Annotated in this window: 12 protein-coding genes; 1 reads left to right on the top strand and 11 read right to left on the bottom strand. The window is 67.5% G+C overall.

Features of this window, described 5'->3' with window-relative positions; all coding sequences use genetic code 11:
• Window positions 1-93: 93 nt before the first annotated feature.
• Entirely contained in the window at window positions 94-855 is a 762-nt protein-coding gene (locus tag B1400_RS01025) for a type III pantothenate kinase (protein ID WP_095612625.1), read from the top strand.
• Window positions 856-874: 19 nt separating this feature from the next.
• On the opposite strand, the gene B1400_RS01020 is transcribed toward B1400_RS01025, so the two are convergent.
• The 11 genes from B1400_RS01020 to ftsX all read right to left on the bottom strand — a co-directional run.
• Window positions 875-2,320 carry an ABC transporter substrate-binding protein gene (locus B1400_RS01020; protein ID WP_095612624.1) on the bottom strand — a complete coding sequence of 482 codons (1,446 nt, stop codon included), beginning with the start codon at window positions 2,318-2,320 and terminating at the stop codon, window positions 875-877.
• A gap of 25 nt (window positions 2,321-2,345) precedes the next feature.
• Complete coding sequence (locus B1400_RS01015) at window positions 2,346-2,750, bottom strand: hypothetical protein (RefSeq protein WP_095612623.1); 405 nt, start codon at window positions 2,748-2,750, stop codon at window positions 2,346-2,348.
• Window positions 2,751-2,840: 90 nt separating this feature from the next.
• Window positions 2,841-3,536 (bottom strand): pseudouridine synthase, encoded by a 696-nt coding sequence (locus B1400_RS01010; protein ID WP_095612719.1) that lies wholly within the window; start codon window positions 3,534-3,536, stop codon window positions 2,841-2,843.
• 53 nt (window positions 3,537-3,589) lie between these two features.
• Window positions 3,590-5,482, bottom strand: a complete 1,893-nt coding sequence (gene glmS / locus B1400_RS01005; RefSeq protein ID WP_095612622.1) for a glutamine--fructose-6-phosphate transaminase (isomerizing) — start codon at window positions 5,480-5,482, stop codon at window positions 3,590-3,592.
• 172 nt (window positions 5,483-5,654) lie between these two features.
• Entirely contained in the window at window positions 5,655-6,482 is an 828-nt protein-coding gene (locus tag B1400_RS01000) for an amino acid ABC transporter ATP-binding protein (RefSeq protein WP_095612621.1), read from the bottom strand.
• A 58-nt stretch (window positions 6,483-6,540) separates the two neighbouring features.
• Window positions 6,541-7,527, bottom strand: a complete 987-nt coding sequence (locus B1400_RS00995) for an amino acid ABC transporter permease (RefSeq protein WP_095612620.1) — start codon at window positions 7,525-7,527, stop codon at window positions 6,541-6,543.
• Between the two features lie 44 nt (window positions 7,528-7,571).
• Window positions 7,572-8,495, bottom strand: a complete 924-nt coding sequence (locus tag B1400_RS00990) for an ABC transporter substrate-binding protein (RefSeq protein ID WP_095612619.1) — start codon at window positions 8,493-8,495, stop codon at window positions 7,572-7,574.
• A gap of 274 nt (window positions 8,496-8,769) precedes the next feature.
• Window positions 8,770-9,708, bottom strand: coding sequence for an ABC transporter substrate-binding protein (locus tag B1400_RS00985; protein WP_095612618.1), 939 nt, complete (start codon window positions 9,706-9,708; stop codon window positions 8,770-8,772).
• Window positions 9,709-9,822: 114 nt separating this feature from the next.
• A complete protein-coding gene (gene smpB / locus B1400_RS00980) occupies window positions 9,823-10,317 on the bottom strand; it encodes an SsrA-binding protein SmpB (RefSeq protein WP_095612617.1) in 495 nt (164 codons plus the stop codon).
• A 168-nt stretch (window positions 10,318-10,485) separates the two neighbouring features.
• Window positions 10,486-11,919 carry a CHAP domain-containing protein gene (locus B1400_RS00975; protein ID WP_095612616.1) on the bottom strand — a complete coding sequence of 478 codons (1,434 nt, stop codon included), beginning with the start codon at window positions 11,917-11,919 and terminating at the stop codon, window positions 10,486-10,488.
• A gap of 127 nt (window positions 11,920-12,046) precedes the next feature.
• Window positions 12,047-12,940: permease-like cell division protein FtsX (gene ftsX / locus B1400_RS00970; protein WP_106408288.1), on the bottom strand; the 894-nt coding region annotated here is incomplete at its 5' end.

Raw genomic sequence — 12,940 nt, 5'->3', positions numbered from 1 at the left:
CCGCCATGGGTCGGCCACCACGCGTTATTGTAGAGGACGGTCCATATCTGCCGCGCGCGGCGCGGCCGTCACCCACCGAGCAAAGGAGCGCATATGCTGATCGCGGTCGATATCGGCAACACGAACATCGTCATGGGATTCGTCGACGACGACGAACGGATCATCGGCACCTACCGCATCACGACGAAGGCGAACCGCACGTCGGACGAGTACGGCCTGATGCTGTTGCAGTTCCTCGCGCTCAACGAGCTCAAACCGGCCGACGTCGACGACGTCATCATCGCCTCGGTCGTGCCGAAGGTCATGCATTCGTTCACGTCGAGCATCATCAAGTTCCTGCGTCTCGAGCCGATCGTCGTCGGCCCCGGCATCAAGACCGGCATGAACATCCGCATCGACGACCCGCGTTCGCTCGGCGCCGACTGCCTCGCCGACTGCGCGGGCGCCTACGCGTCCTACGGCGGGCGCGTCCTCGTCATCGACATGGGCACGGCGACGACGTACAACTACGTCGACGCGCACGCCACGATCACCTGCGGCCTCGTGACGACCGGCATCCGCACGGCCTCGGAGGCGCTCGCCTCGGCGACGGCGCAGCTGCCGGAGGTGCAGATCGCGCGTCCGACGACGATCCTCGCGAAGAACACGACGACGGCGATCCAGGCGGGACTCTACTACGATTTCCTCGGCGGCATCGAACGGATCATCACGCAGTTCCGCCGCGAGATCGACGAGGAGTTCCGCGTCGTCGCGACCGGCGGGCTCGCGCGCGTCATCGAGACGCCGATGATCGACGTCGTCGATCCCGACCTCATCTTCAAGGGCATGCTCGCGATATACCGCCGCAACGTGTGAGCCGTGTGGGCCGCGCCGCTCAGCGCATCGTGAAGCCCTGGTTGGCGCCGTACTCCTTGAGGTCGGACTGCCACAGCGCGATGCCGTCGCGCAGCGTGACCTTCGCGCCCGGCTTCTCGGGCAGGTCCTTGACGTCGACGAGCCCCTCCTGCAGCCGGCGTATCGCGTCGTTGTAGCGGTCCGCCTCGTTCGCCCATGTGTACGCGGTGCCGACGGTCGCGCGGAAATCGGCGCGCGCGTACACCTCGAAGGGCAGGTAGCTGAAGCGCGTGCTCACCCGGCCGGCGGCGTCCGCGAGCACGCGGTTGAACTTCTGGCCGCCGAAATACGGCACGTCAACGCCGCGTGCGTCGGTGACGGTCGTCTTGTCGAGGAACGCGTCGCTGTCGAGCGTCGCGTTGTCCGCCGGGAACGAGCCGCCGTCGACGCGCGTGCGGATGCCGGCGCGGCTGTGGCATACGTAGTCGACGAAACGGAACGCGGCGTCGGGCTTGCGGCTCGAATTGAGCACGCCGAGCGCTGACCCCCCGTTCTCGGCGTTCGTCGGCGAGCCGTCGCGCGTCGGCATCTGCGTGACGCGCCACAGGCCGGCCGTGCCGGGCACGTCGGCGAGCAGCAGCGACGGCATCCACGCGCCGGCGAAGATCGACGCGACCCGTCCCGAGCCGAGCGCCTGCTTCCAGCGGTCCGACCAGGTGACGAGCGTCGTGTCGACGAGGTCGTCGTCGATCATCCGCTGCCAGAACCCGGTGAAGGCCTGCGTGCCGGCGTCGGTGTCGAGCGTGATCGAGACGTCCTTGCCGTCCGCGCTCGTATGGTAGGGCGTGCCGCCGGCGAGCCAGATCATCGCGTTGTAGAAGCTCGCGTCGCCGGCGTCGGCGGCGATCGACACGCCGATCCTCTTGAGCTTCACGGCGGCCTCGCGGTAGTCGTCCCAACTGCGGATCCTCGTCGCGTCGACGCCGGCCTGACGGAACACGTCCTCGTTGTAGAAGAAGGCCATCGGGCCCGAATCCATCGGCACGCCGTAGACGCGCCCCGCAAGCTGCACCGACGCCCATGAGCCGGGCGTGTAGAAGTCGGCGTACCCCTTCGTGCGGTCGGTCAGGTCGCGCAGCTGGCCGCTGACCGCGTACTGCGGCAGCGCGAAGTACTCGAGCTGCACGACGTCGGGCGTGCCGTAGCCGTCCTGGATCGCCGCGTTGAGCTTGGCGTAGTCGGCGGTGCCGATCTGCGTCACATGGATGTCCGGGTTGTCCGCCTCGAAGTCCCGGATGAGCGCGGCCATGCTCGGCTCCCACGACCACACGCTGATCTGCGTGCGCGTGTCGCCGTGTCCGCAGCCGGCCGCGGACACGGCGCCGGCGAGCGCGAGCAGCGCCGCGAGCGCGCGCGTCAGCCGTCGGCGCGCGCCGCGGGGTCTGGGGATGCGAAAAAACTCCACCGTTTCAATATAGCCGTGCATCTGGCCGACGGGGCCGGGCGCACGCTCAGATGTCGATGCTCACGCCTTCGCCGGGGCGCACCGCGATGCGCACGATGTCCCCCTCCTTGACGCCGTGCTTGCTGATGCGCTGCTGCGGGACGGTGACCTTGTCCACGCCGGTCTCGGTCTTGCGGTTCGTCTTGCTCGGATGGGCGTTGTACCACAGGATCCGCACGTCGGCAGTGCCGTCGGACTTCGGCTCGATGTGGTTGACGATGCCCTTCTGGCGCCAGGTGCTGCGCGAATCGTCGTCGTAGATGATCGGCGTGCGGTAGAGCTCGTCCTGCTTGTCCGCGTCGACGGCGGCGAAGTAGCGTTCCTCCTGTTCGCCGTCGTCGCGCCCCAGCACATAGGCGATCGCCGCGAAGGCCGCGAGCACGACGACGCACATCGTGATTACATATCCCATGTCTGCTCCTTTACGTCACTACCGTTGTAGCAAATCCGCGCGGCCGCGGGAACGTTTTGCGCTACGTGCACAAGCGGGCGCGCCGCACCGTCATCGCTGCAGCAGCGGCACCTGCGACGTGAAGACGCGCGTCTCGCCGTTCAGCGGGTCGGTGAACTCCAGACGGCGTGCGACGAGTTCGAGCGGACGGCCGAAGTCGTCCCAGGCGCGCTCCTCGATGCGCGGATAGAGGTCGTCGCCGATGATCGGCAGACCGAGCGCGTTCATGTGCACGCGCAGCTGGTGCGTCTTGCCGGTGCGCGGCGTGAGCACGTAGCGGGCGATCGGCTTGCCGTCGGCCGTATGTCCGAGGCGCTGCGCCCGTTCGACACGAGTCTCGGCGTTGACGGCGCCGCGCGTCTCGCGCGCCTGCAGCACGCCGCGCGTCTTGACGATGCGCGAACGCCGTTCGAGAGGGAACGGCCGCGGCGGCGCGAGCCTGAAGACGGTGCCGGTGGCGGGGCGCGCGGGGATCTTGAGCGGCGCCGCGCATTCGTAGGTCTTCACGACGCGCCGTTCCTGGAACATCGTCTGGTAGGCGCCGCGCGCCGCCGGTTCGCGCACGAACACGAGCACGCCCGCCGTGGCCCGGTCGAGCCGGTGGGCGGGCGTGATCCGCGGGTTGTCGTAGCGTGCGCGCAGCCTCATCAGCGCCGTCTGCCGGTACCACATGCCGCGTGGCATCGTCGCGAGGAAATGCGGCTTGTCGACGACGATGATCGCCGCGTCCTCGTACAGCACCGGCATCGCGAAGGGGATGTCCGGCTCGTCGACGACCCAGCGGTGCGCATGCGGCGCGTTCACTCGACGGTGACCGATTTGGCGAGGTTGCGCGGCTTGTCGACGTCGTAGCCCTTCTGCTTGGCCATGTCCATCGCGAGCAGCTGCAGCGGGACGACGTCGACGAGCGGGCTCATCAACGTCGGGCATTGCGGGCGCCAGAAGATGATGTCGGCGTAGCGTTCGACGTCCTTGTCGCCCTCCTCGGCGACCGCGATGATGAACGCGCCGCGCGCCTTGACTTCCTCGATGCCGGAGATGACCTTCGCGTGCAGGATGTTGCGCCCGCGCGCGGGAGGGACGATGAAGACGACCGGCTCGCCTTCGTCGACGAGCGCGATCGGGCCGTGCTTGAGCTCGCCGGCGGCGAAGCCCTCGGTGAAGGTGTAGGCGATCTCCTTGAGCTTGAGCGCGCCCTCGAGCGCCACCGGATAGCCGACATGGCGGCCGAGGAACAGGAACGAGTTGGCGTCGGCGAGCTGCTCGGCGGCCCGGGCGACGCGCGGCGGCTGCGTGTCGAGCACCTGCTGGATCTTCTGCGGCATCGCCTTGAGCGAGTCGAGCGTCTGGTGGATCTCGTCGCGAAAGACGGTGCCCTTGAGCTGGGCGAGGTACAGGCCCAGGATGTAGGCGGCCGTGATCTGCGCGACGAACGCCTTCGTCGAGGCGACGGCGACCTCGGGGCCGGCATGCGTGTACAGCACGGCGTCGGCCTCCCTGGGGATGCTCGCGCCCTGCGTGTTGCAGATCGCAAGGACCTTCGAGCCCTGCTCGCGCGCATGGCGCAGCGCCATCAATGTGTCCATCGTCTCGCCCGACTGCGAGATCGCGACGACGAGCGTGCGCGGCGTCAGGATCGGGTCGCGGTAACGGAACTCATGCGCGAGCTCGACCTCGACCGGGATGCGCACCCAATGCTCGATCGCGTACTTGGCGACCATGCCCGCATAGCTCGCCGTGCCGCAGGCGACGACGATGATCTTGTCGATCGCCTTGAAATCATGCTCGTCGATGCGCACCTCGTCGAGGTTGATGCTGCCGGCGTCGTCGAGACGGCCGAACAACGTGCGCTGCACGGCGGCCGGCTCCTCGTGGATCTCCTTGTCCATGAACGAGTCCCAGCCGCCCTTCTCGGCCGCCGACGCGTCCCAGTCGATCCGGTAGACGGCCGGCTGCGCCACCGCGTTGCCGTCGAAATCGGTCACGGCCACGCCGTCGGCCGAGATCATGACGGCCTGGTCCTGGTCGATCTCCATCGCCGTCTTCGTGTACGCGACGAACGCGGCCACATCCGACCCAAGGAAGTTCTCCCCCTCGCCCAGACCCACGACGAGCGGCGAATCATGGCGCGCGCCGACGACGACGCCCGGCTGGCGGCAATCGACCGCCAGGATCGTGAACGCGCCCTCGAGCATGCGCCCCAGACGCCGCACCGCCTCGAACAGGTCCGGCTCGCCGGTCTCGGCGATGACGTTGTCGACGATCTTGCCCAAGAGCTTGGCGGCCACCTCGGTGTCGGTGCTCGACGCGAAACGGTACCCCTCGGCCTGCAGGTCGAGCCGCAGCTGCGAGGCGTTCTCGATGATGCCGTTGTGGATGATCGCGACCTTGCCGTCACGGCTCGCGTGCGGATGCGCGTTGACGTCGTTCGGCACGCCGTTCGTCGCCCAACGCGTATGCCCGATCGCGACCGTCGCATCCGGCAGCGGATCGGCCTCGATGTCATCGATGAGATTGGACAGCCGCCCCGCCTTCTTGCGCACGGCCACCCGTTCCATGCCCGGCGCCGTCAACGCCACGCCGGCCGAATCATAGCCCCGGTACTCAAGGCGCTCGAGACCCTGGAGACACACCTCGAGCGGCCGCATCGACGGGAAGTTCACATTACCTGCATAACCTACGATTCCACACATAGGCAACAGCATAACGGACCGGCGCCGCAAATGCATGCGTCGGCAGCGAAACCGCCGTTTCCGCCACGATTCGTCCACATCGGCGGGTGCATGGGCGCCGTGCAGACGGCGTGCAGACGCATACGAAGGCGGCCGCCGCCCATAGGGGGGGGCGACGGCCGCCGGAAGACGCTCACAGCACGTGCTGCAGGAAGTCCTTGAACCGCGGCTCCTTCGGATCGTCGATGATCCCGGGTCCGCCGGATTCGACGACGACGCCGCCGTCCATGAACACGACCTGGTCGGCGACCTCCTTCGCGAAGCCGATCTCATGGGTGACGACGATCATCGTCATGCCCTCGTCGGCGAGCTGGCGCATGACGCCGAGCACCTCGCCGACGAGTTCGGGGTCGAGCGCCGAGGTCGGCTCGTCGAAGAGCATGATCTCGGGCTTCATCGCGAGTGCGCGCGCGATCGCGACGCGCTGCTGCTGGCCGCCGGACAGCTGCGAGGGATAGTAGTCGAGGCGGTCGCCCAGCCCCACGCGTGTGAGCTCCTTGGCGGCGAGCTCGCGCGCCTGCGCCTTCGGCATCCGCTTGACGTGCACCGGCGCCTCCATGACGTTCTCGAGCGCCGTCATGTGCGGGAAGAGGTTGAACTTCTGGAACACCATGCCGAGCTTGGCGCGCTGGGCGGCGACCTCCTTGTCGTTGAGCGTCTGCAGCGTGCCGTCGGCAAGCCGCTTGTAGCCGATCATCTCGCCGTTGACGTCGATCTCGCCGCCGGTGAGCGTCTCGAGCTGGTTGATCAGCCGCAGGAACGTCGACTTGCCCGATCCCGAAGGGCCGAGGATCACCGTCACCGTGCCGGGCATGACCTTCATGTCGATGCCTTTGAGCACATGCAGGTCGCCGAAGGCCTTGTGCACCCGCTTGGCCTCGACGGCCGGGCGTCCCGGCTGCGCGGCCCGGCGCTCGGCCGCCGTGTCCTGGCTTGCGAGGTCCTTGTTCTCGTCACTCATGCTGTCCGTCACATCCTTCCACGTGGACGGCCGCCCGACGGCGGCCGCGCGTCATGCGCTAGGCGTTGTATCCGAGGAACGCCGCCTCGTTCGTCTTGTCGACGTCGTCCTTCGGTTCGCCCTCGGTCTTGCCCGGCAGCGGGGGCTGCTTGCCCTTCGTGCCGACCGGGCGCGCCTCGAAGCCCTTGCCGAAGTGCTTCTCGAGCATCGACTGGATGACCATGAGGATCGACGTGATGAGCAGATACCAGATGCTCGCCACGATGAGCAGCGGGATCGGCTTGTAGATGCGGTTCGCGATCGCGTTCGTCGCGTACTGCAGTTCGAGCGTGAACGGGACGGCGAGCACGAGCGACGTCGTCTTGAGCATGCCGATCGTCTCGTTGCCGGTCGGCGGGATGATGATGCGCATCGCCTGCGGCAGGATGACGCGGCGCATAATCATCGAGCGCTTCATGCCGAGCGCCTGCGCGGCCTCGGCCTGCCCCGGGTCGACGGCTTCGAGGCCGGCGCGCACGATCTCGGCGAGGTAGGCGGCCTCGTTGAGCGCCAGGCCGATCCAGGCGGCGTTGAACGCGGTGATGACGGTCTGCGAGTCGACGCTCCAGAACTCGACCGAGGTCAGCGGGATGCCGATCGACAGCCTCGGGATGAGCACGGCGAACAGGCCCCAGAACACGAGCTGCGTGTAGACCGGCGTGCCGCGGAAGAACCAGATGTAGAACCAGCTGACGCCGCGCAGCACCGGGTTGACCGATTTACGCATGATTGCCAGGATCACGGCGAGGACGATCGCGACGACCATCGAGATCACGGTGAGCAGCAGCGTGTAGCCGACGCCTTCGAGCACGCGTTCGTTGAACAGGTACTTCCAGACAATGTTCCATTCGAAGCGCGGGTTCGTGACGAGGCCCTTGACGAGCATCGCGGCGAGGATCGCCACGACGACCGCGGCCACGATCGATCCGGTGCGCCTGACCGGCTTCGCTGAGATGCGGTTCGGGATCGGCAGTCCCTCCCCGTCCGGTTCCACATGATGAGGCATGGTCCCTCCTTAAGCTGTTGCGTTGCGTCCGACGTCCCCGGGGCTCAATCGAGGTCCGTCGGATCGATCTCGGCCTTGTCGATCGCGCCGTTCTCGACGCCCCAGGCCTTGAGGATCTTCATGTAGTCGCCGTCGTCCATCAGATGCTGCATGCCGGCCTGCACGGCCTTCGCGAGCTCGGTGTCGCCCTTCTTGATCGCGATGCCCTGCTTGACGACGCCTTCGGCGCTGCCCAGCTCCTCGAGCTGGTCGCCGGTCTGCGAGATCGCGTAGCCGGCGACCGGCGAGTCGGCGTAGAACACGTCGGCCTTGCCGGTGACGACGGCCGTCGCCGCGTCGGTCTGCAGCTTGCTCGGCAGCACCTCGACGGCCTTCTTGCCGTCGGCCTTGCACTGCTCCTTGATCTCGTTGGCCTCTTCCTCCTGCGTCGTGCCCACCTGAACGGCGATCTTCATGCCGCACAGGTCGTCGGTGTCGACGTTCTCGGGGTTGCCTTTCTTGACGGCCCAGCTCGACCCGGCCTTGTAGTAGCTGACGAAGTCGACGGCGTCCATCCGCTCCTGCGTGATCGTCATCGCCGTGATGCCGAGGTCGTACTTGGCGCCCACGGACGGCACAATCGAATCGAAGGTCGACGAGACGATCTCGGTGTCGAGGCCGAAGACGCGTCCAAGCGCCTTCGCGAGATCGACGTCATAGCCCTGCGGCGTCTTGCCGTCGTCGGCGAGGAACTCGGCCGGGGCGTAGGACAGCTCCATGCCGACGGTGAGCTTGCCGCTGTCGGCGATCGACTTGGGCACCATCGCGGCGATCGCGTCATCCTTCTTGACGCTCGCGACGTCGAAGGCGCCCTGCTTCGCCGCGGCCGCTTCGCCGGTGTCGTCGCTCGTGCCGCAGGCGGCGGCGCCGAACAGCAGCGCCGCGCCGGCGAGCGCGGCGGCGAACCTCTTCAATCCATGCATCGACATGCTTCTCCACTCCTGTGCGACGGAGCCATCATCATGCCGGCGTCTGCCGTCGACGTTGACGCTTGCGGTCGCACTCTCGAAATACGTCAGCCAGTGTAGTGCATCGTGTGCTACGAAACGGTTAAGCCGTCCGTCGCGCGGCGACGCACGTCGTACTGATAGATATGTAGTCGCCCGCATAAACATGCAGGGCGTGGTTCTGCGCTGTGCGCGAACCACGCCCTGTCGCCATGCGCCTGTGAGCCGTCCGGCCCCGTGTCGCGCGGCGGACGGCTCACTTCGTGTCGGTGGGGTTGATCTCGGCCTTGTCGATCGCACCGCCCTGAACGCCCCACTCCTCGAGGATCGCCTCGTAGGTGCCGTCGTCCATGAGCTGCTGCATCGCCTTCTGCACCGCCTCGGCCATCTGCTTGTCGCCCTTCTTGACGACGATGCCCTGCTTGGTGACGCCGACGTCCTCGCCGAGCGTCTCGAGCTGGCCGTCGGTCTGCGCGATCGCGTAGCCGGAGACCGGCGTGTCCGCGTAGAAGGCGGATGCCTTGCCGGTCGTCACGTTCGTCGTCACGTCGGTCTGCAGCTTGCTCGTCAGGATCTCGATCTCCTGCTTGCCGTCGGCCTTGCACTGCTCGTTGAGCGCAGTCACCTCCTCCTCCTGCGTCGTGGCCGTCTGCACGGCGATCGTCTCGCCGCACACGTCCTTCGGGTCGATGCCGTCGGGGTTGCCCTTCTTCGTCACCCAGGTGGAACCCGCCTTGTACATGCTGACGAAGTCGACGGCGCCCATGCGCTCGGGCGTGATCGTGAACGACGAGATGCCGACGTCGTACTTCGAGCCGACGGACGGGATGATCAGGTCGAAGCTGGCGACCTTGTCCTCCGCCTCGAGCCCCATGACCTTCGCGAGCGCCTTCGACAGGTCGACGTCGTAGCCGACCGGCGTCTTGCCGTCCTCGGCGAGGAACTCGGCCGGCGCGTAGGAGGTGTCCATGCCGACGGTGAGCTTGCCGTCCTGCTTGACGTCGTCCGGCACGAGCGCCGCGATCTCGTCGACGGTCTCGACCTTCGAGACGTCGTAGCCCTGCGTCGTCTTGCCCTCGGCGTTCTTCGTGCCGGCCTCCCCTTCGTCGCTCGTGCCGCATGCGCCGGCGGCGAGGCACAGCGACGCGCCGAGCACAAGCGCCGCGAGGTTCCTGAACGTGTTCTTCTTCTGCATAGGCGTACCCTGTCTTCCCTGCTGTGTGCGGTCCGGGCCCGCGCCCGAATCCGCACACAGCGTACGTCGCCTCATGCTACGAACGCGTTTCGCCCATGCAACATGTGGACGCGTTCAGCCGCGGGCGTGCATGTTGCGGTAGCGCAGCGCGCGCTGCGCGTCGCGCTTGTCCTGCTCCTCGCGCAGCGCCTGGCGCTTGTCGTACTCCTTCTTGCCGCGCGCGAGCGCGATCTCGATCTTGGCGCGGCCGTCCTTGTTGAAGTAGATGCTCAGCGGCACGATCGTGTAGCCCTTCGCCTGGATCTGGCGGCCGAGCTTCTCGATCTGCGAGGCGTGCAGCAGCAGCTTGCGCTTGCGCTTGGGCGCGTGGTTGTTCCAGGTGCCGTTGAGGTATTCGGGGATGTTGGCGCCTTCGAGCCAGATCTCCCCGCGCTTGTCGATGCTGATGAAGGCCTCGGCGAGCGACGCCCTCCCCTCGCGCAGCGACTTCACCTCGGTGCCGGTGAGCGCGACGCCCGCCTCGTAGCGGTCCTCGATCTCGTAGTCGTGCCGTGCGCGCTTGTTGCGCGCGACGACGAGGTCGCCCTCGACCTTCCTCTGCTTCGCCATGCTCCGCTCCTTTTCTCGTCATGTCCGTTGTCCGGTGTCCTGGTCCTGTCGTGTCCCCGCCGCCGCGCGGCCGCCGGCTCGGTGCGCCGACCTTCCACAGTAGCGCGGCATGCGCGAATCCGCCGCCCGCGCATGGCGTGGCGGCGGATTCGGCACGGGACGGCGCGCTCAGTGCACGTAGCGGAAGCGTCCGGGGTTGTACAGCGTGCGGTAGGTGATCGTGTACAGGCCGGCGACGTTCGATTCGGAGATCGTGACCGAGTTCGCGCCGACGCTTTCGACGACGGCGACGTGCCCCCATGGCGAGGACGCGCCCTCCTGGCCGGGCAGGAACGACAGCGCCGCGCCGACCTGCGGCACGTTGTCGACGCGCAGGCCGTAGCGCGGCGCGTTCGCCGCCCAGTCGCCGCCGTTGCCGAGGTAGGACGGCGTGCCGATGCCCATCTGCCTGCGGCGTTCGTAGGCCCACCATGTGCACTGGCCGGCGGCGTAGGCGTTGCCGTAGTCGCCGTTCGACGTGCCCTGGCCGCCGCTCGAGCCGCCCGACGGCTGCGTCGGTTGGGTCGGCTGCGTCGGCGTCACCGGGGTCACCGGCCGGGTCGGCTGCGACGGCTGGCTCGGCGTGGCGGCGTTCGAACCGCCGGTCGACGTGCCGGTGTTCGTGTTCGCCGGCGGAGCCGTCGTGCCCTGCGCCTGCTGCTGGCGCACGCGTTCGGCCTCGGCGGCCTGCTCCGCCTGGTATTTGCGGTTGTTCGCGTCGATCTGCGACTGCAGCATGACCGTCTCGGCCGCCTGCTGCGCCGCGGCCGTGTTCAGCTCGCTCTTGCGGCTTTCGAGGTCGGCGCGAATCTGTTCGCCCTTGACGCGCTGCGCGTCGAGCGAGTCGCGCTTGGCCTGCGCGTCGGCCGCCGCGGACTGCGCGGCCGACGACTTCTCGTCGGCGTCCGACTTGTACTTCGTGATGCGCGTCTCGATCGCCTTGAGGCGTTCGCCGCGGTTCATCGAGATGCTCAGGCCGTCGGCGGCCTCCGAGGCGGCGTTCGCCTCGTTGCGCGACAGCGCGTCGCGCGACTGCATCTGGCGGATGAACTCCTTCGTGTCGGTCGCGCCGGTCATGACGCTCATGACGTCCGAGGTGTCGGAGCCGTGCATCGACTCGCGGGCGACCTGCGCGACCGCGGCGTGCGCGTCGTCGTAGTCCTCGCCGGTCTTCTTGATCTCGGCCTCGAGGTTCTCCTTGTCCTTCTGCGCGGCCTTGAGGCGCTGCGCGGCGGATTCGGCCTCGGCCTTGGCGGACGCGGCGGCGGCGTTCGCCTCCTGGACCGCCTTGGCGGCGACCGGGATCTGGTTGTTCGTCAGATCGTCGAGCTCGACGATCTTGTTCGCCAGATCGCTGCTGACGCCGGCGAGCTGTTCGCGCAGCTCGGCTTCGCGCTGCACGCTTTGCTGATGCGAGTTCTGGGCGTTGACGAGGTCGCTGTAGGTGTCCGCATGCGCCTGCGGGACCGGCGCGATCACCGGCGCCGCGAATCCGACCGCGCACAGCGAAGCCGCGAGCAGGGTCGCGATCCAGGGACGACTTGCCGTTGTTCCTCGAGTCATTGCACACCTTTCGACGTCACTCTCGGCAATCAAGCCTAGCATCGCCACCTGAGCGCGCGCCGGCGCGCCGGGCCCGGCGCATGGTTTTGCGCACAGCTTCTTCACATTTCGCGCGCATGGGCGCCGCTCAGGCCTTGAGGTATCGGTTGAGCGCGACCGACGAGGCGATGACGGACAGCAGCACGGCGCCGACGATCAGGATCGGCGAGATCAGCAGCACGGTGCCCTGCGTGACGTACGGGATCCATGTGACCGATTTGGCGAGCCAATCGGTGATGAAGACCTTGACGAGCGCACCCAGCGCCAGGCACGACAGCACCGATCCGAGCAATGCGGCCACGGCGCCTTCGAGGATGAACGGCAGGCGGATCGTCCAGTTCGACGCGCCGACGAAGCGCATGATCTCGGTCTCCTCGCTGCGCGAGGCCGCCGACATGCGGATCGTCGTGCCGGTGAGCATGACGGCGACGACGACCATGACGGCCGCGAGCATCGCCGTCGCCGCCGTCGCGCGGTTGAGCACGGCGAAGACCGGTTCGAAGATCTGCCGCTGGTCGACGACGTCCTCGACGCCGTCACGGCCCGAGAGCACCTCGGAGACGACCTTGTACTTCTCCGGGTTCTTGAGCTTGAGCCACAGCGAACCCTGCATGTCGGCGGCCGTGAGCGTGCGCCCCTGGAACTCGCCGTTGGGGTACTGCTTGAGGAACGAGTCGTTGTAGAAGTCCTCGGGGCTCTCGTAGGTCACCGACAAGACGTCATCGCCGAGCTCCTGCTGGATGACGTCCTGCAGCGCGTTGATCTGCTGGGCCGTCGCGGCCTTGCCGGCCGCGCAGTTCGGCGACTGGCTCGTGCCGTCCGGGCACAGCCACACGACGACCTCGACCTTGTCGTACCAGTCGCCCTTCGCCTTCGTGATCTGCGCCTGTGTAAGGAAGGACGCTCCGATGAACAGGAACGAGATGAACGTCACGAGCATGACCGACAGCAGCATCGGCACGTTGCGCCGCAGGCTCGTCCA

The sequence above is a fragment of the Bifidobacterium italicum genome, assembly GCF_002286915.1.
Taxonomy (GTDB): domain Bacteria; phylum Actinomycetota; class Actinomycetes; order Actinomycetales; family Bifidobacteriaceae; genus Bifidobacterium; species Bifidobacterium italicum.
Note: the sequence above shows the minus strand (reverse complement) of the source record. Positions and strands in the feature narration are given on the sequence as shown.

Excerpts from the sequence above, each read along its gene's own strand:
- B1400_RS01010 (WP_095612719.1), bottom strand. The coding sequence starts at position 3,536 with ATGCCGGTGCTGTACGAGGACGCGGCGATCATCGTCGTCGACAAGCCG.
- B1400_RS01020 (WP_095612624.1), bottom strand. The coding sequence starts at position 2,320 with ATGCACGGCTATATTGAAACGGTGGAGTTTTTTCGCATCCCCAGACCC.
- B1400_RS00990 (WP_095612619.1), bottom strand. The coding sequence starts at position 8,495 with ATGTCGATGCATGGATTGAAGAGGTTCGCCGCCGCGCTCGCCGGCGCG.
- B1400_RS00985 (WP_095612618.1), bottom strand. The coding sequence starts at position 9,708 with ATGCAGAAGAAGAACACGTTCAGGAACCTCGCGGCGCTTGTGCTCGGC.
- smpB (WP_095612617.1), bottom strand. The coding sequence starts at position 10,317 with ATGGCGAAGCAGAGGAAGGTCGAGGGCGACCTCGTCGTCGCGCGCAAC.
- B1400_RS01015 (WP_095612623.1), bottom strand. The coding sequence starts at position 2,750 with ATGGGATATGTAATCACGATGTGCGTCGTCGTGCTCGCGGCCTTCGCG.
- B1400_RS01000 (WP_095612621.1), bottom strand. The coding sequence starts at position 6,482 with ATGAGTGACGAGAACAAGGACCTCGCAAGCCAGGACACGGCGGCCGAG.
- B1400_RS01025 (WP_095612625.1), top strand. The coding sequence starts at position 94 with ATGCTGATCGCGGTCGATATCGGCAACACGAACATCGTCATGGGATTC.
- B1400_RS00995 (WP_095612620.1), bottom strand. The coding sequence starts at position 7,527 with ATGCCTCATCATGTGGAACCGGACGGGGAGGGACTGCCGATCCCGAAC.
- glmS (WP_095612622.1), bottom strand. The coding sequence starts at position 5,482 with ATGTGTGGAATCGTAGGTTATGCAGGTAATGTGAACTTCCCGTCGATG.
- B1400_RS00975 (WP_095612616.1), bottom strand. The coding sequence starts at position 11,919 with ATGACTCGAGGAACAACGGCAAGTCGTCCCTGGATCGCGACCCTGCTC.